This window comes from Streptomyces sp. CA189 (genome assembly GCF_056428985.1).
The window spans coordinates 20,292-41,706 of the sequence record NZ_JBWJVM010000029.1; the positions used below are offsets into that span (position 1 = coordinate 20,292).

At 70.6% G+C, this 21,415-nt stretch carries 20 protein-coding genes and 1 pseudogene; 7 read left to right on the forward strand and 14 right to left on the reverse strand.

All coding sequences use genetic code 11. The features are described from left to right. Positions 1-40 precede the first annotated feature (40 nt). From AC061S_RS21805 to AC061S_RS21820, 4 genes are read right to left on the reverse strand one after another with little or no spacing between them, the layout of a single operon-like run. On the reverse strand, positions 41-955 hold the full coding sequence (locus AC061S_RS21805; RefSeq protein ID WP_478687628.1) for a MerR family transcriptional regulator: 915 nt from the start codon (positions 953-955) through the stop codon (positions 41-43). A gap of 10 nt (positions 956-965) precedes the next feature. Next, the gene (locus AC061S_RS21810) at positions 966-1,889 is read right to left on the reverse strand and encodes a metal-dependent hydrolase (RefSeq protein ID WP_478687629.1); all 924 of its coding nucleotides are present in this window, start codon (positions 1,887-1,889) and stop codon (positions 966-968) included. Then, the gene (locus AC061S_RS21815; RefSeq protein ID WP_478687684.1) at positions 1,886-3,658 is read right to left on the reverse strand and encodes an SDR family oxidoreductase; all 1,773 of its coding nucleotides are present in this window, start codon (positions 3,656-3,658) and stop codon (positions 1,886-1,888) included. The genes AC061S_RS21810 and AC061S_RS21815 overlap by 4 nt, the downstream gene beginning before the upstream one ends. A 5-nt stretch (positions 3,659-3,663) precedes the next feature. Continuing rightward, positions 3,664-4,533 (reverse strand): M24 family metallopeptidase, encoded by an 870-nt coding sequence (locus AC061S_RS21820; RefSeq protein WP_478687630.1) that lies wholly within the window; start codon positions 4,531-4,533, stop codon positions 3,664-3,666. A gap of 227 nt (positions 4,534-4,760) precedes the next feature. On the opposite strand from AC061S_RS21820, the gene AC061S_RS21825 reads away from it, so the two are divergent. The 6 genes and pseudogenes from AC061S_RS21825 to AC061S_RS21850 all read left to right on the forward strand — a co-directional run bounded on the left by AC061S_RS21825 (position 4,761) and on the right by AC061S_RS21850 (position 9,046). Beyond that, complete coding sequence (locus tag AC061S_RS21825) at positions 4,761-5,798, forward strand: ABC transporter ATP-binding protein (RefSeq protein ID WP_478687631.1); 1,038 nt, start codon at positions 4,761-4,763, stop codon at positions 5,796-5,798. Further along, positions 5,788-6,675: an ABC transporter permease subunit gene (locus AC061S_RS21830; RefSeq protein WP_478687632.1), complete on the forward strand. Its 888-nt coding sequence runs from the start codon at positions 5,788-5,790 to the stop codon at positions 6,673-6,675. The genes AC061S_RS21825 and AC061S_RS21830 overlap by 11 nt, the downstream gene beginning before the upstream one ends. Next, positions 6,672-7,583 carry an ABC transporter ATP-binding protein gene (locus AC061S_RS21835; RefSeq protein WP_478687633.1) on the forward strand — a complete coding sequence of 304 codons (912 nt, stop codon included), beginning with the start codon at positions 6,672-6,674 and terminating at the stop codon, positions 7,581-7,583. The genes AC061S_RS21830 and AC061S_RS21835 overlap by 4 nt, the downstream gene beginning before the upstream one ends. 14 nt (positions 7,584-7,597) lie before the next feature. Next, complete coding sequence (locus tag AC061S_RS21840) at positions 7,598-8,317, forward strand: ABC transporter permease (protein WP_250738572.1); 720 nt, start codon at positions 7,598-7,600, stop codon at positions 8,315-8,317. 89 nt (positions 8,318-8,406) lie between these two features. Then, positions 8,407-8,703 (forward strand): annotated as a pseudogene (locus tag AC061S_RS21845) (rhomboid-like protein); the annotation flags it as partial. Positions 8,704-8,773: 70 nt separating this feature from the next. Continuing rightward, positions 8,774-9,046 carry a rhomboid-like protein gene (locus tag AC061S_RS21850; protein ID WP_478687634.1) on the forward strand — a complete coding sequence of 91 codons (273 nt, stop codon included), beginning with the start codon at positions 8,774-8,776 and terminating at the stop codon, positions 9,044-9,046. A 141-nt stretch (positions 9,047-9,187) separates the two neighbouring features. Here the strand turns inward: AC061S_RS21850 and AC061S_RS21855 are convergent, their stop codons facing one another. From AC061S_RS21855 to AC061S_RS21895, 9 genes are all read right to left on the reverse strand, one after another. After that, positions 9,188-10,000: an HAD family hydrolase gene (locus AC061S_RS21855; RefSeq protein ID WP_478687635.1), complete on the reverse strand. Its 813-nt coding sequence runs from the start codon at positions 9,998-10,000 to the stop codon at positions 9,188-9,190. After that, positions 9,997-11,274: a serine--tRNA ligase gene (gene serS / locus AC061S_RS21860; protein ID WP_478687636.1), complete on the reverse strand. Its 1,278-nt coding sequence runs from the start codon at positions 11,272-11,274 to the stop codon at positions 9,997-9,999. Before serS ends, AC061S_RS21855 begins: the two co-directional genes overlap by 4 nt. 527 nt (positions 11,275-11,801) lie before the next feature. After that, the gene (gene pheA, locus AC061S_RS21865) at positions 11,802-12,737 is read right to left on the reverse strand and encodes a prephenate dehydratase (protein ID WP_478687637.1); all 936 of its coding nucleotides are present in this window, start codon (positions 12,735-12,737) and stop codon (positions 11,802-11,804) included. 42 nt (positions 12,738-12,779) lie between these two features. After that, complete coding sequence (gene efeB, locus AC061S_RS21870) at positions 12,780-14,078, reverse strand: iron uptake transporter deferrochelatase/peroxidase subunit (RefSeq protein WP_478687638.1); 1,299 nt, start codon at positions 14,076-14,078, stop codon at positions 12,780-12,782. 5 nt (positions 14,079-14,083) lie between these two features. Beyond that, positions 14,084-16,150, reverse strand: coding sequence for a copper resistance CopC/CopD family protein (locus AC061S_RS21875; protein ID WP_478687639.1), 2,067 nt, complete (start codon positions 16,148-16,150; stop codon positions 14,084-14,086). 22 nt (positions 16,151-16,172) lie between these two features. Next, complete coding sequence (locus AC061S_RS21880; RefSeq protein WP_478687640.1) at positions 16,173-16,664, reverse strand: copper chaperone PCu(A)C; 492 nt, start codon at positions 16,662-16,664, stop codon at positions 16,173-16,175. Then, positions 16,661-17,314: an SCO family protein gene (locus AC061S_RS21885; protein ID WP_478687641.1), complete on the reverse strand. Its 654-nt coding sequence runs from the start codon at positions 17,312-17,314 to the stop codon at positions 16,661-16,663. The genes AC061S_RS21880 and AC061S_RS21885 overlap by 4 nt, the downstream gene beginning before the upstream one ends. A 123-nt stretch (positions 17,315-17,437) precedes the next feature. Further along, positions 17,438-18,169 (reverse strand): YcnI family copper-binding membrane protein, encoded by a 732-nt coding sequence (locus tag AC061S_RS21890; protein ID WP_478687642.1) that lies wholly within the window; start codon positions 18,167-18,169, stop codon positions 17,438-17,440. Positions 18,170-18,279: 110 nt separating this feature from the next. Beyond that, positions 18,280-19,095 carry a hypothetical protein gene (locus AC061S_RS21895; RefSeq protein ID WP_478687643.1) on the reverse strand — a complete coding sequence of 272 codons (816 nt, stop codon included), beginning with the start codon at positions 19,093-19,095 and terminating at the stop codon, positions 18,280-18,282. 201 nt (positions 19,096-19,296) lie between these two features. On the opposite strand from AC061S_RS21895, the gene AC061S_RS21900 reads away from it, so the two are divergent. Further along, the gene (locus AC061S_RS21900; protein ID WP_478687644.1) at positions 19,297-19,785 is read left to right on the forward strand and encodes an ATP-binding protein; all 489 of its coding nucleotides are present in this window, start codon (positions 19,297-19,299) and stop codon (positions 19,783-19,785) included. 60 nt (positions 19,786-19,845) lie between these two features. On the opposite strand, the gene AC061S_RS21905 is transcribed toward AC061S_RS21900, so the two are convergent. After that, on the reverse strand, positions 19,846-21,312 hold the full coding sequence (locus tag AC061S_RS21905; protein WP_478687645.1) for an aminopeptidase P family protein: 1,467 nt from the start codon (positions 21,310-21,312) through the stop codon (positions 19,846-19,848). Between the last annotated feature and the right edge of the window lie 103 nt (positions 21,313-21,415).

The window sequence follows — 21,415 nt, forward strand, 5'->3', positions numbered from 1 at the left end:
GACAAAAGCGCGATCCGGCCTGTGGACTACTGAGCGAGCACTACCGGCCGCCTCGGCTGGCCAGATCGTTCATCGTCCGGGCCTGCAACTCCCGCTCCGTGGCGGCCCGGACGAACTCCGCCACATGGTCGGGCCCCACCAGCTCCTGCACCGCCCGCACGGTCTCCGCGGGCAGCGCCACCGGGGCCGGCCCGGCCGGCTGAGGGGTCCCGACGGCCCCGAGGTGCCGCTGCAGGTGCCGGGTCGCGAAGAGGCGCATCGCCCGCGCCAGTTCCGCGTCCACCGTCTGCTGGGCCAACGGCCGCAGTCTCCGTACCATCGTCGCCGCCTCGGCCGCGTCGGAGTCCGTCGGAGGGGCGGCACCCAGGTACCGGGCGAAGACGTGCTCCGTGGTGAACTCCAGGAAGCGCGAGGCGATGAGCTCCACCTGACCGCGCAACTCCCGCAGATGACCGGTGATCGCGGGGAGCGGGACCCCGGCGGCGTACAGCTCGGCGGCCACGGACAGCTCCTGCGGGGACGGTACGAGGAACTGGTCCGGGCGCCCCGGGATCCGCTCCAGCACACCCAGTTCGCACGCCTCGCCGACCGCTTCGTCGTCGGGCTTGCCGCCGAACCGCTCGTTCAGCTCGTCCCGGCTTATCCGGGCCGCTTCCTCGTCCGTCCACGGCCCGTGCACCTCGGCCACCAGCCCGAGGACTCCGCCGAGCCCGCGGCCCGCGTCCCAGGCCTCCAGGAGTTCCTTGATGGAGGCCAGGGTGTAACCGCGGTCCAGCAGGTCGGCGATCTGGCGCAGCCGCGCCAGGTGCGTGTCCCGGTAGACGTTGGAACGGCCTCGCCGCTCCGGCTTCGGCAGCAGACCGCGGTCCTGGTACGCCCGGATCGTGCGGACGGTCGCACCGCTGTGGTGCGCCAGATCCTCGATCCGGTACTCGGCTACTGCCTGCTCGGACAATCCCGGCTCCCTACGACATGGCGGCTCGGCCGACCGCGCCCGCAGCGGACCGGGCGGCAGGTGAAGCCGCGAGGTACTCGACCGCCCTGCGCAGCGAGCCCTCCTGCGAGGGATGGTACGACCGCCGCAGGTAGCGGGGTATGGCCATGCCGAGCTCTCTCCAAGTGGGCAGCAGACCCTTGGCCACGGCCCGGTTGTGCTCGCGCAGCGAATAGCGGGTCCGGCCGTGCGGTTCGGGGTCGTTGCGCAGGAGGTACGAGGCCCCCGAGATCCACAGCCACGCCAGGACCGGCGCGACCACGGCCATGCCCTCGATGCGGCGGACGTAGCGGGGCAGGCCCGTGCCCCCGCAGTGCTGGTACATGTCGAAGGCCACGGACCGGTGCTCCACCTCCTCCGCTCCGTGCCAGCGCAGCAGGTCGAGCATGATCTCGTCCGCGCCGGCCGCGTCCAGGCCCTCGGCGTCGAGCACCCAGTCCCCGAGGACCGCCGTGAACTGCTCGATCGCGGCGACCAGCGAGAGCCGGAAGCGCAGCCACTCCTGCGCCGTGATCGGGGCACCGAACGGCGGGGTCTCCCCCAGCAGCTTCTCGAAGAGGAAGTCCACGTACTTCGTGTACGCCTCGGTGGGCAGCCGCTGTTCGGAGAGGTGGTCCAGGACGTAGGAGTGCTGCACGCTGTGCGTGGCCTCCTGGCCCATGAACCCCTTCACGTCACTGCGCAGCTTCGGGTCCGTGACCAGGGGCAGGCCCTCTTTGAAGACCTTCACGAACCACCGCTCACCGGCCGGCAGCAGCAGGTGCAGCACGTTGATGACATGGGTGGCGGTGGGCTCGCCCGGTATCCAGTGCAGCGGGGTGCCCTTCCAGTCGAAGGCCACCCGGCGCGGCGCGATCGCGTACGGGGCAGCCCTGCCCGCGACCGCCCCGCTCACAGCTTGGGCTCCAGCTTCGCGAACCGCCGCAGGGTTCCCGGTGCGAACCGGGACATCCACAGGGCGCCCTTGGACTCGGGGGTCACCGGGACCACGGCCTGGTTCTTCACGACCGCGAGCAGGATCGCGTCCGCGACCTTCTCCGGCGGGAAGTTGCGCAGCCCGTAGAGCCGGGAGGACTTCTGCTGGCGCCGCTTCTCCTCGGCCTCGTCCACTCCGGCGAAGCGGGAGGTGGCGGTGATGTTGGTGTTGACGATGCCGGGGCAGATCGCCGACACCCCGATCGACTTCGACGCCAGCTCGGCCCGCAGGCATTCGCTGAGCATCAGCACGGCCGCTTTGGAGGTGCTGTACGCGGGCAGCGTCTTGGACGGGAGGTAGGCGGCGGCGGAGGCGGTGTTGACGATGTGCCCGCCCTGGCCGCGCTCGGCCATCTGCTTGCCGAAGAGCCGGCAGCCGTGGATGACCCCCCACAGATTGACGTCGAGGACCTTCTTCCAGTCCTCGGCGCTCGTGTCCAGGAAGGGGCCCGACAGGCCGATCCCGGCGTTGTTGACCAGGACGTCCACGATCCCGTATTCGGAGGCGACCTTCGCGGCGAGCTTCTCCATGGCCTGCTCGTCGCTGACGTCGACGCACTCGCCCCAGGCCTGCGGCGAGCCGACCAGGCGCGCCATGTCGGCGGTGCGGGCAGCGCCGTCGGCGTCCCGGTCCACGCACACCACACGGGCGCCGGCTTCGGCGAAGGCGAAGGCGGTGGCCCGGCCGATGCCGCTGGCGGCCCCGGTGACCAGGACCAGTTGGCCGCCGAAGCGGTCCGCGTACCGGCCCTGGGCCTTCTGCTCCGGAGCCCGCGTGGCGGGCTCCTCCCGGGAGGTCACGAACTCGGTGATCCACGCGGCCACCTGGTCGGGCCGGGTCCGCGGCACCCAGTGCTTGGCCGGCAGGGTGCGGCGGACCAGGTCCGGGGCCCACAGCTCCAGCTCGTCGTAGAGCCGCTCGGAGAGGAAGGCGTCCCCGGTGGGGGTGATCAGCTGCACCGGTACGTGGGCGTACGCGTCGGCGCGCGGCCGGCGCAGCCGGGCCCGGACGTTGTCCCGGTAGAGCCAGGCGCCGTGCGCGGCATCGGAAGGCAGCGAGGCCGTCGGGTAGTCCCCGGCCGGGACCTGCTCCACCCGCTGAAGGATCTTCGGCCACTGCTTGCCGAGCGGCCCGCGCCAGGCGAGCTCCGGCAGCACGGGGGTGTGCAGCATGTACACGTACCAGGACTTGGCACCCTGGTTCAGCAGCTGGGCCGCCCGGCGCGGGGTGGGCCGGGCCATCCGCTTCTTGATCCAGTGCCCGAAGTGGTCGAGGGAGGGCCCCGACATCGAGGTGAAGGAGGCGATCCGGCCCTCGGTACGGGCGACCGTCGCGAACTCCCAGCCCTGTACGGAGCCCCAGTCGTGGCCGACCAGGTGCACCGGGCGGTCCGGGCTGACCGCGTCCACGACCGCGAGGAAGTCGTCGGTCAGCTTCTCCAGGGTGAACCCGCCGCGCAGCGGCTGCGGGGCGGTGGAGCGCCCGTGGCCCCGCACGTCGTAGAGCACGACGTGGAAGTGGGAGGCCAGCCGCTCGGCGACCTGCGACCAGACCTCCTTGCTGTCCGGGTACCCGTGCACCAGGACCACGGTCGGCCGGTCCGCGTCGCCGAGTTCGACGACGCACAGCTCGACCCCGCCGGTGCTCACCCAGCGCTCCCGCGCGCCCGCCTGGCCCGCGTCCGTCATTGCGCTCATGCCGCCTTCTCCTCAGCCCAGCGCCGCACGTGCGGCAGATCGTCGTCCAGCCAGTAGGCGCTCTCCTCGGGGTCCCGGGAGTCGGTGACGACCAGGATCTCCTCGAACTTCGCGCCGGTGCCCCGGAAGCCCAGGTGCGGCTCCACCGCCCACAGGCCGGGCTGCGGCGGGTGGTCGGAGAAGCGGTACGGGCTCCACAGTGGGGACCAGCCCTCGCGGTGGCCGCGCAGGGCATCGGAGGCCAGCCCCTTCAGGGCCTGGGTGCCGAACCCGAACGCGGTCGGTGCCCAGCTCCGCTCCTTGACCCGGTCTATCTTGTGCGCGATGACCCCGAAGGGGTAGGCCCGATGTCGGTTCGTGTACCCCTGGCGGATCATCAGCCGCTCCACCTCCTCGTAGATGTCGCGCAGGGAGCGGCGCTCGCGCACCTGGTCGAGGATCAGCGCGCGGTGCGCCTGCAGATCGGACATGAGCCGGTCCTGCACTGGGTTGAGGCCGAGGCTGCCCGAATACCCGATGTCCGCGGTGTGGCCCTTGTAGACCGGGGCCATGTCGAGGATGAACGGCATCCCCGGCTCCAGGGCCCGGTTCGTCGGGAAGAACTGCAGGGGGATCTTGAAGCCGGTGAAGGCGGTCCGGTCCCCGAACCACGCGAACGGCATGTGGAACCAGTCCCGCACCCCGCGCTCGCGCAGCCAGTCGCGCTGCATCCGCGCGGCCTCGCGCTCGGTCACGCCGGGGCGCAGCTGCGCCGCGACGGCCTCCGCGCATTCGTAGGAGAGGCGCTGCACCTCCTTGAACCCGCGCAGCTCGGCGGAGAGTTCCGTGGTGCGTCGCTTCGTGCGTTGCCTGGTGTCCCCAGCCATGCCAGCCGTCCGTCCATGTAGCCGTACGCGCCCGTAACTTGACACTGATGAATGTGACAATGACCGGAGATCACGTCAAGGCCCGTGCACGGACCTGTGGACAAACTTGTCCGGTACGCATCAGCCCTACGTCAGCCTTATGTCAGGGTCCGTAGTCCTGAAGGCGGAGAAAGGATCGAGCTCCAAGTCTGACGATCCGGGCTCCGTACGCCACTAACGTCGTTCACGTGACTGTCATCGCGACCGAAAGCCTGAGCAAGCGGTACCCCCGAGTGACCGCCCTCGACCGGCTCTCCTTGGACATCGGGCCCGGAGTTACCGGGCTCGTGGGCGCCAACGGAGCCGGCAAGTCCACGCTGATCAAGATTCTGCTGGGACTCTCCCCCGCCACCGAGGGCACCGCCGCCGTGCTCGGACTCGACGTAGCCACCCATGGCAGCGCGATCCGCGAGCGCGTCGGCTACATGCCCGAACACGACTGCCTGCCCCCCGACGTCTCGGCCACCGAGTTCGTCGTGCACATGGCGCGCATGTCCGGGCTCCCGCCGACCGCCGCCCGTGAACGCACCGCGGACACCCTGCGCCACGTGGGGCTGTACGAGGAGCGCTACCGCCCCATCGGCGGGTACTCCACCGGCATGAAGCAGCGCGTCAAGCTCGCCCAGGCGCTGGTCCACGACCCGCAGCTGGTGCTCCTCGACGAGCCCACCAACGGCCTCGACCCGGTCGGCCGTGACGAGATGCTGGGCCTGATCCGCCGCGTCTACACCGACTTCGGCATCTCGGTCCTGGTCACCTCCCACCTGCTCGGCGAGCTGGAGCGGACCTGCGACCACGTCGTGGTCGTCGACGGCGGCAAGCTGCTGCGCTCCAGCTCCACCAGCGACTTCACCCAGACCACCACGACCCTCGCGGTCGAGGTCACCGACTCCGACGCCCACCCGGACGGCACCGCCGCCCTGCGCAAGGCGCTCACCGAGGTGGGAGTGACGCTGCACGCGGGCGAGGAGGCGGGCCTGCCCGGAGCCGGCCACATCCTCCTCGTCGAGGCCACCGGCGAGGCCACGTACGACACCGTCCGCGACACGGTGGCCGATCTCGGCATCGGGCTGGTCCGCATGGAACAGCGCCGCCACCACATCGCGGAGGTCTTCCGCGACAGCGACGCGGCGGCCGCCCGGGCCGAGCAGTTCGCAGCCCAGTCCGCCCAGGCCACCGCCTGGGCCGCCACCCAGCAGAAGGGAGCCGGTTCCGATGGCGCCTGACACCTCGACCCAGATCCACAACATCGGCTACCGGTCCTACGACGGCCCCCGGCTCGGCCGCTCCTACGCCCGCAAGTCGCTGTTCGCACAGTCCCTGCGCGGCGCCTACGGACTCGGCCGCTCGGCCAAGTCCAAGGTGCTGCCGATGCTGCTCTTCGCGGTGATGTGCGTCCCCGCGCTGATCCTCGTCGCGGTCGCCATCACCGTGCCCGGCTCCACCGCGCTGCCGATCAAGTACACGACGTACGCCATGACCACCCAGGTCATCGTCTACCTCTACCTGGCCTCCCAGGCCCCGCAGTCCGTCTCGCGGGACCTGCGCTTCAAGACGGTGCCGCTCTACTTCTCGCGGCCGATCGAGCGCGTCGACTACGTCGTGGCCAAGTTCGCGGCGATGGCGTCGGCCCTGTTCATCCTCACCGCCACCCCGCTGCTGATCATGTGGATCGGCGCGCTGCTGGCGAAGTTCGACTTCGCCGACCAGACCAAGGGATTCGGGCAGGCACTGGTGTCGGTACTGCTGCTGTCGCTGCTCTTCTCCGGCCTCGGCCTGGTCATGGCCGCGCTCACCCCGCGCCGCGGCTTCGGCGTCGCCGCCATCATCGCCGTGCTCCTGATCCCCTACGGCGCCGTGTCCGTCGTGCAGGCCATCGCCCACGAGACGGGCTCGACCGGGGGCATCGAGTGGCTCGGCCTGTTCTCCCCGATGAGCCTCATCGACGGCCTGCAGACCGCCTTCCTCGGCGCCGACTCCGGCTTCCCCGACAGCACGGGCCCCTCGGGCGCCGTCGGATTCGTCTACCTGCTCGTCATCCTCGGCCTCATCGCCGGCTCCTACGCCGCGCTGATGGCCCGCTACCGGAAGGCCGGGCTGTGAGCATCATCGACATCGACCACACCTCCCGCTGGTTCGGGAACGTCGTCGCCGTCAACGACGTGACCATGCGCATCGGTCCCGGAGTCACCGGCCTGCTCGGCCCCAACGGCGCCGGCAAGTCCACCCTCATCAACATGATGGGCGGCTTCCTCGCACCCTCCACGGGCACCGTCACCCTCGACGGCACCCCGATCTGGCGGAACGAGCAGGTCTACAAGCAGATCGGCGTCGTGCCCGAGCGCGAGGCCATGTACGACTTCCTCACCGGCAAGGAGTTCGTCGTCGCCAACGCCGAACTGCACGGTCTCGACGAGGCGGCCGCCCAGCGGTCCCTGGCCACGGTCGAGATGGAGTACGCCCAGGACCGCAAGATCTCCACGTACTCCAAGGGCATGCGCCAGCGCGTGAAGATGGCCTCCGCCCTGGTCCACGACCCGTCCGTGCTCCTGCTCGACGAGCCGTTCAACGGCATGGACCCGCGCCAGCGCATGCAGCTCATGGAGCTCCTGCGGCGCATGGGCGACGACGGCCGCACCGTTCTCTTCTCCTCGCACATCCTTGAGGAGGTCGAACAGCTCGCCTCCCACATCGAGGTGGTCGTCGCCGGCCGGCACGCGGCCTCCGGTGACTTCCGCAAGATCCGCCGCCTGATGACGGACCGCCCGCACCGCTACCTCGTCCGCTCCTCCGACGACCGGGCCCTCGCCGCGGCCCTGATCGCCGACCCGTCCACCGCCGGGATCGAGGTGGACCTCAAGGAAGGCGCCCTGCGCATCCAGGCCGTCGACTTCGGGCGCTTCACCGAGCTGCTGCCGCGGGTCGCCCGCGAGCACGGCATCCGGCTGCTGACGGTCTCGCCTTCCGACGAGTCCCTCGAGTCGGTCTTCTCCTACCTCGTCGCGGCCTGAAGGAGCTGGCACCCATGTACAACCCCACCGTTGCCCGGCTCACCTACCGGGCCCTGCTCGGCCGCCGTCGCGCACTGATCCTCTGTGCGCTGCCCGTCCTGCTGATCGCCATCTCCATCGCCGTACGCGCCTTCACGGGCCTCGACGACAAGGTCGCCGCAGACCTCCTCGGCGGATTCGCCCTGGCCACGATGGTCCCGCTGATCGGTGTCATCGCCGGCACCGGAGCCATCGGCCCGGAGATCGACGACGGCTCGATCGTCTACCTGCTCTCGAAGCCGGTGAAGCGCCCGACGATCATCCTGACGAAGCTGACCGTCGCGATCGCCGTCACCATGGTCTTCTCCGCGATCCCCACCCTGATCGCCGGCTTCATCCTCAACGGCAACGGCCAGCAGATCGCCGTGGCCTACACCGTCGCCGCCCTCGTGGCCTCGGTCGCCTACAGCGCGCTGTTCCTGTTGCTGGGCACCGTCAGCCGGCACGCGGTCGTCTTCGGCCTGGTCTACGCCCTGATCTGGGAGTCGCTCTTCGGCAGCCTCGTCGACGGGGCCAAGACCCTCAGCGTCCAGCAGTGGTCGCTGGCCCTCGCCCAGAAGGTCGCGGGCGAGGGGTACGTGGACGCCACCGTCGGGCTGCCCACCGCGGTGATCCTGCTCGTCGCGGTCACCGTCGGCGCCACCTTCTACGCCGGACAGAAGCTCCGCCGCCTGACCCTGGCGGGCGAGGAGTAGGACGTCCACACCGGATGTTTCACGTGAAACAGTGCCCCGCCCGGCCCACCGGCCAGGCGGGGCACAGCTTTGCGCGGGATCATCGGTGCATGATCGAGTACACCGAGCCCGAGCCGTCCAGGCCTGTGCGGTCCTGGATACGCTCCGCGCCCGGCACCCACATATGGCTGCTGATCATCGTGGTCACCAGCATCGTGGTCGTGATCGTGCCCGACCATCTCGAACACGTCCTGCTCCACCGCAACAGCAGCAATATCCACGAGCTCGCCCGGCACCCGATACGGGCGCTGCTCAGCAGCGCGTTCTGGATCGAGGATCCGGCCGCGCTGCCGCTCTACTTCGTCCTCTTCGAGATCTTCCAGGCCAACGTCGAGCGCTGGCTCGGCACCCTGCGCTGGCTCTTCATCATCGCGACCGGACACATCACGGCCACGCTGATTCCAGAAGCTGGTCCTGATGGCCATCCAGGACAACCGCGCCCCGCGCAGCATGGTCCACGTCGTCGACATCGGCGTCAGCTACGGACTCGCGACCGCCGTAGGGGTGCTGACGTACCGCCTGCCGGGCCCCTGGCGCTGGCTCTACCTCGCCGGATCCCTGGCCTTCTTCGGACTCCCGCTCGTCACCGACGGCACCTTCACCGACTTCGGCCACGCCATCGCGCTCGCCGTCGGCCTCCTCGCCTGGCCGCTGACCCGGCACCCGAAACCGAGCCGGACGCACGGCTGACGCACGGAAATTGACTGGTACGAGGCGTGCGGCGGGGGCAGAGTGAGCCGTGCGGGGAGAAACAAGAAGGTCCGGAACAGCCACTTCGAGCGCGCCTCGCGGCGCGGGCCGTTCCGGACCTTCCGTTCGTCTTCCGCCCGGTTACGCGGCGCCCAGCAGACGCTCCAGGACCACGGCGATGCCGTCCTCCTCGTTGGAGGTGGTGACCTCGTCCGCCACCGCCTTGAGCTCCGCGTGCGCGTTGGCCATCGCCACTCCGTGCGCGGCCCAGCCGAACATCGGGATGTCGTTGGGCATGTCGCCGAAGGCGATCGTGTCGGCCGCCTTCACCCCCAGCCGGCGGGCGGCCAGCGAGAGGCCCGTGGCCTTGCTCAGGCCCAGGGGCAGGATCTCCACGACACCCGGACCGGCCATGACGATGCCGACCAGGCTGCCCACGGTCTCCCGGGCCACCTGGACGAGGGCGTCCTCGTCCAGCTCGGGGTGCTGGATGTACAGCTTGTTCAGCGGAGCCGACCACACCTCGGAGGTGTCCTCCAGGTAGAGCGCCGGAAGGCCTTCCTGGACCTGGTAGCCGGGGCCGAAGAGCACCTCGCCCTCGACTCCGTCCCGGCTGGCGGCGAGCGCCAGCGGACCCACCTCGGCCTCGATCTTCTCCAGAGCCAGCGCGGCCAGCTTCCGGTCGAGCGTCACCGAGGTCAGCAGCCGGTGCGCGCCCGCGTCGTAGACCTGCGCGCCCTGTCCACAGACCGCGATGCCCTTGTAGCCGAGGTCGTCGAGGACGTGGCGGGTCCACGGCACGGCGCGGCCGGTGACGATGATGTGTGCTGCGCCCGCCGCGGTGGACGCGAGGAGCGCCTCACGGGTGCGCTCCGAGACGGTGTCGTCGCCGCGCAGCAGCGTCCCGTCGAGATCGGTCGCGACGAGCTTGTACGGGAACGGGGCCGGGCTCACTTGGTGATCGGCTCCAGGATTTCCCGGCCGCCCAGGTAGGGCCGGAGCACCGGGGGAACCCGGACCGTGCCGTCGGCCTGCTGGTGGTTCTCCAGGATCGCGACGATCGTGCGCGGGACGGCGCACAGCGTTCCGTTCAGGGTGGACAGCGGAGCGGTCTTCTTGCCGTCGCGGTAGCGGATCGACAGGCGGCGGGCCTGGAAGCCGTCACAGTTCGAGGCGGAGGTCAGCTCGCGGTACTTGCCCTGGGTGGGGATCCACGCCTCGCAGTCGAACTTGCGGGAGGCGGAGGAGCCCAGGTCGCCGGTGGCGACGTCGATCACCTGGAAGGGCAGCTCCAGGCTGGTCAGCCACTGCTTCTCCCAGTCCAGGAGTCGCTGGTGCTCCGCCTCGGCCTCCTCCGGCGCGACGTACGAGAACATCTCGACCTTGTCGAACTGGTGGACGCGGAAGATTCCGCGGGTGTCCTTGCCGTACGTGCCGGCCTCGCGGCGGAAGCACGGGGAGAAGCCGGCGTAACGCAGCGGCAGCTTGTCCGCGTCGATGATCTCGTCCATGTGGTACGCGGCGAGCGGGACCTCGGAGGTGCCGACCAGGTAGAGGTCGTCGTTCTCCAGGTGGTACACGTTCTCCGCGGCCTGGCCGAGGAAGCCGGTGCCCTCCATGGCGCGCGGGCGGACCAGAGCCGGGGTGAGCATCGGGGTGAAGCCGGCCTCGGTGGCCTGGGCGATGGCCGCGTTGACGAGCGCGAGTTCCAGCAGGGCGCCGATGCCCGTGAGGTAGTAGAAGCGCGAGCCGGACACCTTGGCGCCGCGCTCGACGTCGATGGCGCCCAGGGACTCGCCGAGCTCCAGGTGGTCCTTGGGCTCGAAGCCCTCGGCTCCGAAGTCCCGGATGGTGCCGTGCGTCTCGAGGACGACGAAGTCCTCCTCGCCGCCGACGGGCACGTCCGTGTGGACGATGTTGCCGAGGCGCAGGAGCAGCTGCTTGGCGGCTTCGTCCGCCTCGTTCTGCTCGGCCTCGGCCGCCTTGACGTCCTGCTTGAGCTGGTCGGCCTCCTTCAGCAGCTCTGCCCGCTCCTCCGGAGAGGCCTTGGGGATGAGCTTGCCGAGCGACCTCTGCTTGTTGCGGAGTTCGTCGAATCGCATGCCGGAGGACCTGCGGCGCTCGTCGGCGGAGAGCAGTGCGTCGACGAGGGCGACGTCCTCTCCACGGGCGCGCTGCGAGGCGCGGACACGGTCAGGGTCTTCACGGAGCAGCCGGAGGTCAATCACCCCTCCAGGCTACCGGGCCGGGCTTCCGAGGATCGCACCGATATCACGCTGCGTGTCGCTTTGTCCTAATTGCCGCGAATGGAAAGCTTTCGGCAGGAGGCAGGAACCGACCCTTCCGCGCGGGACGATAAAACCGCCCCCATTCCCTGAAAAGGGGCACAACGGCGATGGCCGGGCACCCCCTGAGCAGGACGGGAAGGTCTTCCTTGTCCACAGGAATTCCCCAGGCGACCGGCTTATCCACAGGCTGTGCGCCGGATCTGTGGACACAGGAATAGATCAATCTCGACTGTGGAGCGAGCGGGCCCAATGAGGGTTCAAACCACCCTCACACACTCATTCGGGTGGGAATGACTCGCCCCAAAGAGTTGATCGGTGATACAGGGGTGACGCCGTTCACCTCCCGCTCGTCAGCGCGAAACCTGCGCCACCCGACCGATTTGTCGACCTTGTCGTGCCGCTCTGTCGACTTGTCCCCAGGTCTGCCGCCATGCCTGTGGATAACTCTGTGGACAGTGGACGGAGAGTTAGGGACGCCCGTCGAGGCAACGCGTCAGCCAGTCGGAGGCCGCGGTGAAGTCGCCGTCGGAGGTGCCCGCCCGGGCGGCCTGGACGTCACCCTGAGCGACGCCGGCCCGCGGGTAGGAGCCGAGGAACCGGACCTGGGGGCAGGTGCGCTTGAGACCCATGAGCGCCTCGCCGACCCGGCGGTCGGAGATGTGCCCCTCGGCGTCGACGGCGAAGCAGTAGTTGCCGATCCCCGCGCCCGTCGGCCGGGACTGGATCAGCATCAGGTTCACCCCGCGGACGGCGAACTCCTGGAGCAGCTCCAGCAGCGCACCGGGGCGGTCGTCGCCCATCCACAGCACGACGGAGGTCTTGTCGGCACCGGTCGGTGCGGCCGGCCGGGCCGGACGCCCGACGAGGACGAAGCGGGTCTCCGCGTTCTGCGCGTCGTGGATTTCGGTGACCAGCGGGACCAGCCCGTAGGTGGCGGCCGCGAACTCGCCCGCGAAGGCGGCGTCGAAGCGGCCCTCCTGGACCAGCCGGGCACCGTCGGCATTGGACGCCGCCGACTCCCACAGGGCGTCGGGCAGGTTCGACCGCAGCCAGTTGCGCACCTGAGGCTGGGCGACCGGGTGCCCGGTGACGGTCTTGACGTCCGACAGCTTGGTCCCGGGGCGCACCAGCAGCGCGAACGCGATGGGGAGGAGCACCTCACGGTAGATCATCAGCGGTACGCCGGAAGCCAGCTCGTCCAGGGTCGAGGTGACCCCGCCCTCCACCGAGTTCTCGATCGGGACCAGGGCCGCCGCGGCCTCGCCGTTGCGCACGGCGTCCAGGGCGGCCGGGACCGAAACCATCGGGACCAGCTCCCGGGTCGCGGCTTCGGGGAGGGTGCGAAGGGCGGCTTCGGTGAACGTGCCTTCGGGACCGAGATAGGTGAAGCGGGTGGCCGACATGCGATCAGCCTAATGCCGGGGCCCGGACGCCACCTGGCCTGTTCACCCTTCGAGCAGCCGCTGACCCACGTACTCCCCGGCGCGCGCGCCGGGCGGCACCGCGTACAGGCCGCTCGACTCGTGCCGGATGAATTCCGACAGGGCGTCGCCACGGTCGAGCTTGCGCTGGACGGGGACGAAACCACGGGACGGGTCGGCCTGCCAGCAGATGAAGAGGAGCCCCGCGTCCGGTGTTCCGTCGGCGGCGATCCCGTCGTGGAAGGAGAAGGGACGCCGGAGCATGGCCGCCCCGCCGTTCTGCGCGGGTGCGGAGATCCGGGCGTGCGCGTTGGAGGGGATGACCGGCTTCCCGTCGCCACCGGTCTTGTCGAGGGCCATGGCGGTGGTCTCGCCGCCGCCGGTCAGCGGTGCGCCGGTGGCCTTCGTACGGCCGATGACCTGCTCTTGCCGGGCGAGCGGCTGCTGGTCCCAGTGGTCGAGGAGCATGCGGATGCGGCGTACGACGGCGTACGAGCCCCCGACCATCCAGGCGTGCTCGGGCGGCACCGTGCCCTGGACGAAGATCCGCTGGTCGAAGTCGGCTTCGGCGGGCTTCGGATTGTTGGTGCCGTCGACCTGGCCCATGAGGTTGCGGGCGGTCATCGGGGAGGCGGTGGCACCGGGCGAGCGGTTGAAGCCGTTCATCTGCCAGCGCGGCCGGGCCGCTTCTCCGGCGTCGTTCTGCAGCGCGCGCAGCGCGTGGAACGCGACCAGCGCGTCGTCGGAACCGATCTGGACCCACAGGTCGCCGTTGCTGCGCTGGGCGTCGAGCCGGTCGGCGGAGAAGTCCGGCAGCGGGTCGAGGGCGGCGGGGCGGCGCGCGGTGAGGCCGGTGCGCTCGAAGAAGGAGTGGCCGAAGCCGAAGGTCACGGTGAGGGAGGAGGGACCGGAGCCGAGGGCGATGCCGGTGTCGGCGACCGGCGCGGGTTCGCCCGCCGTCAGCCGCAGCGCGGTATCCGACCAGCGCCGCATCAGGGCGGCGGCCTCGGTACGCCCGGCACCGGGCGCCAGGTCGAAGGCGAGGACGTGCCCCTTGGCCTGGAGGGGCGTGGTGATGCCGGCCTGGTGATCCCCGTGGAAGGCGACCCTGGTGGCACCGAGGCTGCCGGGAGCCCCGCCGGAGCCAGCCTTACCGGACCCGGACACCTCGGACTGGACGAGGGCCCCGCCGGCGGCGCCGAGCGCGAGCCCGGCGGCGCCCGCGGCGCCGACCGTGCCCAGCAGGCGGCGCCGGGAGATCTCGATGCCGGGGGGTTCGGTGGTGCTCGCGGAGCTCTCGGTGGGTTCGCTGTTCTGGGTCACGCTGGTCAGCCGATCTTCACGTTCTTCTGGACGGTCGTCTGGTCGATGTCGGAGGTGCGGATGGTCACGTCGATCCGCCAGTCGCCGGGCAGCGGCAGTTGGACGCCCGATGCGGTCCAGTGCCCGGGCGAGGGGCGCTCGGGGAGGACCGGCAGCGGGCCGATCTCCTTGGCCTCCAAGGTGAACGACACCTTGAGTTCGGGCAGGTCGAGCGGCTTGCCGTCGGGGGTCTCCGCCCACACGTGGAGCACGTTCGCGCCGACGCGTCCGGGGTCGAGCTGGAGTCGGACCGAGCCCTTGCCGTTCTGGCCGCCGGTGTCGAAGGGCAGCGTGACCTTGACCGCGCGGTCGGGAACGGCGGTGGCGGTGGAGCCGCGGCCGGTCTCCATCTCCGCGGCGCGGCCGGGCTCGGTGCTGGTGAGGATGGTGGTGACGGCCAGCAGGACCACGGCGACCCCCGCCTCGGCGAGGACGGACCGGCGGAGGCCGGCCCGGTCCGGGTCGGCGTCGCGCACCTGCTTCTCCCGCGCGGTGCGCCGGGCGGCACTCTGGCGGGCGAGCTGCGCCGCGCGCTGGGGGTCGGAGGCGGCGCTGGTGTAGGGGGCGGCGCCGGCGTCGGCGACGGGGGTGGCAGCCGGGGAGACGGTCACGGGCGATGTTTCACGTGAAACATCGGAGGCGCGCTCCCCCTCCCCTTCGGTCTTGCCCTCGGCTTCGCTCTGATGCCCGACCTGGCCCCCGGCCAGTCGCGAGGTCCACCGCCGGGAGGTGTAGGCGATGGCGACGATGACGGAGACGAGGCCGATCTTGACGAGCAGCAGCCGACCGTAATCGGTCCCGGTCAGCGCGGACCAACTGCCGACCTGGCGCCAGGCCTGGTAGAGGCCGGTGCAGGCCAGGACGAGCACGCTGGTGAAGGCGACCGTGGAGAAGCGCTGGATGGCGGTGCGCTCGATCCCGGGGACCTTGTGGAGCGCGACGAGCAGTGCGGTGAGCCCGCCGAGCCACGTGGCGACGGCCAGCAGGTGCAGGATGTCGACGGGCATGGCGAGGGCGGGCTGGATACCGGTGGAGGCGTGCTCGGACAGCGCCCAGGTAGCGGCGATGCCGCCGGCGACGACGGTCCCGCCGATACCGAGCCCGAAGACGAGGTCGCTCTCCGCCTTGGCGTTCTCTTCGGAGGTCTCGGACGCGTCCGAGCCGTCCGGGGCCTTCGAGCCGTCGGGGGCATCCGAGCCGTCCGACGTGTGGCGCCGGGCATAGGAGCCGAACAGAACGGTGATGAACAGTGCGGCCGCGCCGAGGAGGAGCAGCCGCGAGACGAGCGAGGCCCCGGACTTGGTCTCCAGGACGGTCTTCAGACCGGCGAGGTCGAAGGCGTCGGCGAAGTTCCCCGAGCCGGTGTACGGGTTGCGGAGGAGCAGCATCACGAGGGTGGCCACGGTGAGCGCGACCCAGGCCCGTACGACCAGCTTCTGCATCGGCCGCTGCGCGGCGCCCCGGCGCCAGCACAGGAGGATGAAGGCGGCGGCGCCGACGAGCACGGCGAACCCGGCGTAGGCCACGTAGCGCGCGATGCCGTAGGCGATGGCGACGGGCCCGTCGCCGGCCGTCCGCGAGGGCAGTGAGACGGCGGTCTCGGAGGGGGCTCCGATGGAGAAGGTGAAGGCGCCGGAGATGGGGTGGCTGTCCGCGGATACGGCCTGCCAGGCGACGGTGTAGGTGCCGTCGGGCAGCCCAGGGCGCAGGGCGGTGCCGTAGCGGATGATGCTCCCGCTGCAGAGGTCGCGCAGTTCACCGGTGTCGACGCGCTTGCCCTGGGGATCCAGGACGCGGATGGAGTCGCCGTTCATGGCGACCCCCTCCGAGAAGGAGAGGGTGATCTGGGCGGGCGCCGTGGCGACCACCGCCCCGTCCGTGGGGTCGCTCGCGGTCAGCGCGGCGTGCGCCGAGGCCGGCGCGGCAGCGGCGAAGAAGGCTGCCAGCAGAGCGGCGAGGACCAGCGTGAGCCGCGGCAGGAGCGCCGTGGCGCGGACGCGGGCCGGGGATGGGGTCGGGGCGGTGGCCGTCATGGCGTGTCAGTTCCTCGGTCCGTCAGTGGGCGGTGCCATGGGTGGATGTCGGAGCCTTGTACGTCCGCTCCTTGACGTCCAGCTCGACCTTGACCGGGCCGGACTTTTCGAAGCGCAGTTCGATGGTGACCTTGTCGCCGACCTTGGGGGTGTTCTTGAGCCCCATGAACATGACGTGGTTGCCGCCGCGCTCCAGCTTCAGCTCGCCCTTCGCGGGCACGTCCATGGACTGCACCTGCTGCATCTTCTGATCCTTGGTCTCGTGGATCTGCAGATCGTCGGAGAGCGTGCTCGTGGCACCGGTCAGCTTGTCGGCCGTCTTGGAGTCGTTCTTGATGACCATGAACGCGCCGGCCATCTTGTCGTTCACGGGCTCCGGCATGTAACCGCCGCTGACCGTCAGCTTCGGCGCGTCACCGGAAGCGGACTCGGAATCCGAGGAGCAGCCGGATATGGCGAGCGCGGCCGTCAGGGAGAGGGCGGCGGCGAGGGTGCGGGTGGTGCGGGCGTTCACGGGTTCTCTCCCTTGACGATCTTCGGCAGGTCCTTGGTGTAGTCATCGACGGTGGTGCTCTCGCCGTAGAGGAGGTATCCCTCGTCGGTCTTGGGCGAGAAGGCGATGACCTGGGCGCCATGCATGGAGACGACGTTGCCGGCGGCGTCCTTGGTGGCGGCCTCGATACCGATGCCGAGCGTGCGTGCGGCGGCCTGGATGGTGGCGAAGTCACCGGTCAGCCCGGTGAACGCCGGGTCCAGTCCCTTCAGCCACGGGCCGAGGGACTCGGGAGTGTCCCGTTCCGGGTCGGTGGTGATGAAGACGACCTGGAGCTTGTCCTGGTCGGCCTGGGGAAGTTCCTTCTTGGCGACGGCGATGTTGCTCATCGTCAGGGGGCACACGTCGGGGCAGTGGGTGTAGCCGAAGTAGATGAGCGTCGGCTTGCCCTTGGTCTGCTCGCGCAGGTTCCACGGCTTGCCGGTGGTGTCCGTGAGGACGACGTCCGGCTTGTCGAAGGGGCGGTCGAGCACCGTGGCCGAGCCGGCTTTCGCCTGGCTCTCGCTGATCTGGGTGACCTGGCCGTTCTTGGCCGGTTCACCACCGCAGGCGGTGAGGGTGAGGGCGGCCGCGGCCACGAGGGCGGCGAGCGTCACACGTGTGGTGTGCATGGGGAAAGTCCCTGAGATTCGGGGGTGCTACGGGTGGATCCGCGAGCCCGGCCGGCCCGGTAGACCGGCCGGCTGCGCGGGATCAACAGGTCAGGAGGATCAGGAGGTCAGGAGGTCAGGAGGTCAGGAGGTGCGGCGGCGCGAGGCGACGCCGAAGGCCACGCCGCCGAGTCCGATGACGATGCCGGCGATGCCGAGGGCCCGCGCGGTGGTGTCGGAGCCGCTCTTGGCGGCCGCCTCGTCGTGGCCGTCCTTGTGGTCGGCGTCGGAGTCGGAGTTCTTCGCCTCGTCCGCCGGCTTCTTGGCAGCGTCGTGGTGGTCGGCGCCGGCGGCGGTCAGCTTCAGAACGGGCGCCGGGGTCTGCGGTTCGGCGGCGCCCTCCTTGGGCTCCTCGATCCAGCGGACGATCTCGCCGTTGTCGTAGGTCTGGATCGCCTTGAAGACCATCTGGTCGGCGTTGTCGGGCAGCTTGCCGACGGAGACCGGGAACTGCTGGAACTTGCCGGCCTCGATCTTGCCGCCGGACCAGGTCACCTTGGTGACGACCTCGTTGACCTGCTTGCCGTGCACGGTGAGCGGCTTGTCGAGCTTGGTCTTCTCGACGCTGGACGTCCAGCCGGGGATGTCCTGCGGCATGACCGACGTGAGCGGCTGGTCGACCGGGAAGTTGACCTCGAGCTGCGTGGTCGCGGCGTTGTCGCGCTCGTTGGGGACCTTGAAATTGAGCGTCGCGTAGCCGCCCTTGGCGGCCTCCCCGACGGGCTGCACGCCGACGTGGGCGAAGGCGGTGCCGGAGAGGAGGAGGACGGAACCGGCGGCGAGGGTGGCGGCGAAGGAGACGCGAGAGGTCTTCATGGCAGAAACACTCCACGGAAGCTGTGGTGACGGTGGCTCCGCGCGCGGCGCGCACGGAGTTCGCGGCACCGGTGCTCCGGTCGTGAGTCCCGGGGAGGAGGGGTGCCGCTTCAGGCTGCGAGGGCGCATGCCGGGGGCGGCCCGCGCCTGATCACCGTGTGCTGGAGGGCGTTCCGGCCCGTGGAGAGCGCGGGGCCGGTCGCGGTGGCCGCTGCCCGCGGGGTACGGGCAGGCCGGCCCGGAAGGCCCGCGCTGAGGGCTCGTACGTAGGCCAGGGCGGCACGCAGCGGGCGCACCGGTCCGGCTTCGGCCGAGAGGCGGGACAGTTCGAGGAGGCGGAACAGCGCGGCGTCGCCGCGCCCGAGCAGCCAGCCCGCGGCGAGCGCGGCCAGCAGGTGCCCGATCAGCATGGCCGGGCTGAGCAGCCCGACGAGTCCGCTGGCCGGCTCTACGAGGCCCTGCCCCAGGTGGGTGTGGGCCATGTGCCCCTGCGCCTCGGACTGCGCGGCCACGGCGTCCGGGTCCAGCCCGGCGCTCTCCAGGATCCGCCGGGCGTCCGACGGGTGGATCGGGACGGAGTTGCCCCCGCACACCAGTTGGGCGGCCAGCGCCGCGAGCGAGGACTCCGAAGAGGTGCCGTCGGCCGCGGAGGCGTTGTGCTGGCCGAGGCCGAACACCGCGTGCAGCGCGAGCTGTCCGCCCGCCAGCGCGGCGGCGAGGCCGGGCAGCGAGCGGCGGCGTCCCGCGAGCGGGGCCGCCACCGCGAAGACGGCGAGGAAGCCGGCGCAGAGGGACCACCAGGGCACCGTCGCGCAGGAGGCCAGTGCGTGCCCGGCCGCGGACAGCACGACACAGACCGCGGTGAACACCGCGGCCCGGATCAGCCTGAGGCCGGGTCCGGCCTGTGTCGCGTGGGGGGCAGTCATGGCCGGGCCATCATCGCACTGGGCTTGGGGCCCTCATACGGCAGGTGCGACAGATCGTTTACGTTCCCGCGCACTTCGCCAGGTCGGCCCCGGCGTCCACCGCCGCATACACCGCCGCCCGGGAGCGCCGCATCGGCTGAATGAGGGCTCTGTCGGCCCTCGGGGGCTTAGCCCCGGCCCCGGGCGGCAATAGGTAACCGTATGAGCATCTGGTGGTCTCTCCACTTGAGGCGCGAAGCAGCGAGTGTGCCCCTCGCGAGGCGACTGCTGTTGGGGACGATGGAGACCGCGGGGGTCGACCCGGACATCTCCTTCGACCTGTCGGTGGCGCTGAGCGAGGCGTGCGCGAACGCGGTGGAGCACGGCGGCCGCGCAGCCGTCCCGCGCTCCGGGTACCTGGACGACGCGTCCTCGGGCGGCGGATCCCCGGACGGGACCGGGGCGTACCACGTCACGGCCTATCTGGACGGGGACCGCTGCCGCATCGAGGTGAGCGACTCGGGCCCGGGGTTCCCGCCCGCGACGGTGGCCCGCCGCAGACCGTCCATGGCCGAGCACGGCCGGGGCCTGCACCTGATCGAGGAACTCGCCGACCACGTCCGTTTCCGCAACCGGCCGGGCCGGGGCGCCGTGGTCAGCTTCGACAAGATGCTGAAGTGGCGGGACGACTCACTGCTGAAGGTGTCGTAGACGCGCCGATGGGCGGAACCCGTGGAGGGTCCCGCCCATCGGCGCGTACGAGCGGTGGCGTCAGCCCTTGAGTCGCGCCATCCAGGCCTCGACCTCGTCCGAGGTGCGGGGCAGTCCGTCCGACAGGTTCCGGTTGCCGTCCTCGGTGACGAGGATGTCGTCCTCGATCCGGACACCGATGCCGCGGTACTCCTGCGGCACCGTCAGGTCGTCGGCCTGGAAGTACAGGCCGGGCTCGACGGTCAGGCACATCCCCGGCTCCAGCGTGCCGTCGACGTACGCCTCGGTGCGCGCGGCGGCGCAGTCGTGGACGTCCATGCCGAGCATGTGACCGGTGCCGTGCAGGGTCCAGCGGCGCTGCAGGCCGAGCTCCAGGACGCGCTCGACCGGTCCCTCCAGCAGGCCCCACTCGACGAGCTTCTCGGCGAGCACGTGCTGCGAGGCGTCGTGGAAGTCGCGGAACTTCGCGCCCGGCTTGACGGCGGCGATACCGGCTTCCTGGGACTCGTACACCGCGTCGTAGATCTTGCGCTGGATGTCGGTGTACGTGCCGCTGATCGGCAGCGTCCGCGTGACGTCGGCGGTGTAGAGGGAGTGGGTCTCCACGCCGGCATCGAGCAGCAGCAGGTCGCCGGAGCGGACGTCGCCGTCGTTGCGGACCCAGTGCAGGGTGCAGGCGTGCGGGCCGGCGGCGCAGATGGAGCCGTAGCCGACGTCGTTGCCCTCGACGCGGGCGCGCAGGAAGAAGGTGCCCTCGATGTAGCGCTCGGAGGTGGCCTCGGCCTTGTCGAGCACCTTCACGACGTCCTCGAAGCCGCGGACGGTGGAGTCGACGGCCTTCTGCAGCTCGCCGATCTCGAACGCGTCCTTCACGGCGCGGGCCTCGGAGAGGTAGACGCGCAGCTCCTCGTCGCGCTCCTTGGTGACCTTGTCGGTCAGGGCCGTCTCGATGACGGCGTCGTGACCGCGCACGGAACGGACCGGGCCCTCCGCCTCGGCCAGCTCCTCGGGAAGCTTGCGCACGTCCTTGGCCGGGATGCCCAGGAGCTGCTCGGCCTCCGTGAGGGAGTGGCGGCGGCCGACCCACAGCTCGCCGCTGCCGGAGAGCCAGAACTCGCCGTTCTCGCGGTCGGAGCGGGGCAGCAGGTAGACGGCGGCGTGGTGGCCGGTCTCCCCCGCGGGCTCCAGGACCAGGACGCCGTTCTCGGTCTGGTCACCGGTGAGGTACGCGTACTCGGTCGAGGCGCGGAAGGGGTACTCGGTGTCGTTCGAGCGCGTCTTCAGCCGCCCGGCGGGGATGACGAGGCGCTCGCCGGGGAAGCGCCGGGAGAGCGCGGAGCGGCGGGCGGCGGTGTGCGCGGCCTGAGCGATCGGCTCCAGCCCACGCAGCTCGGTGTCCGCCCAGCCCGTGCGCATGCTCGCGGCGAGCTCCTCGCTGACACCCGGGTACAGCCCGTTCTTGCGCTGCTTGTGCTTCTTCTTGGGCTGCTCTTCTTCCGGGGTCTCCGGGGTGAGCTCGTCAGCCACGTCTTCTCCTCAGTACGACGGACACGGACCGGGTATGGACCTCATCCATCGTATGTGTGAGCGGACGCCCCCCGACGGGTCGTGTGACAAATCCGCTAAACCC

Excerpts from the sequence above, each read along its gene's own strand:
- AC061S_RS21815 (WP_478687684.1), bottom strand. The coding sequence starts at position 3,658 with ATGACGGACGCGGGCCAGGCGGGCGCGCGGGAGCGCTGGGTGAGCACC.
- AC061S_RS21820 (WP_478687630.1), bottom strand. The coding sequence starts at position 4,533 with ATGGCTGGGGACACCAGGCAACGCACGAAGCGACGCACCACGGAACTC.
- AC061S_RS21830 (WP_478687632.1), top strand. The coding sequence starts at position 5,788 with ATGGCGCCTGACACCTCGACCCAGATCCACAACATCGGCTACCGGTCC.
- AC061S_RS21840 (WP_250738572.1), top strand. The coding sequence starts at position 7,598 with ATGTACAACCCCACCGTTGCCCGGCTCACCTACCGGGCCCTGCTCGGC.
- AC061S_RS21850 (WP_478687634.1), top strand. The coding sequence starts at position 8,774 with ATGGCCATCCAGGACAACCGCGCCCCGCGCAGCATGGTCCACGTCGTC.
- pheA (WP_478687637.1), bottom strand. The coding sequence starts at position 12,737 with ATGTCGGCCACCCGCTTCACCTATCTCGGTCCCGAAGGCACGTTCACC.
- AC061S_RS21875 (WP_478687639.1), bottom strand. The coding sequence starts at position 16,150 with ATGACGGCCACCGCCCCGACCCCATCCCCGGCCCGCGTCCGCGCCACG.
- AC061S_RS21885 (WP_478687641.1), bottom strand. The coding sequence starts at position 17,314 with ATGCACACCACACGTGTGACGCTCGCCGCCCTCGTGGCCGCGGCCGCC.
- AC061S_RS21890 (WP_478687642.1), bottom strand. The coding sequence starts at position 18,169 with ATGAAGACCTCTCGCGTCTCCTTCGCCGCCACCCTCGCCGCCGGTTCC.
- AC061S_RS21895 (WP_478687643.1), bottom strand. The coding sequence starts at position 19,095 with ATGACTGCCCCCCACGCGACACAGGCCGGACCCGGCCTCAGGCTGATC.
- AC061S_RS21900 (WP_478687644.1), top strand. The coding sequence starts at position 19,297 with ATGAGCATCTGGTGGTCTCTCCACTTGAGGCGCGAAGCAGCGAGTGTG.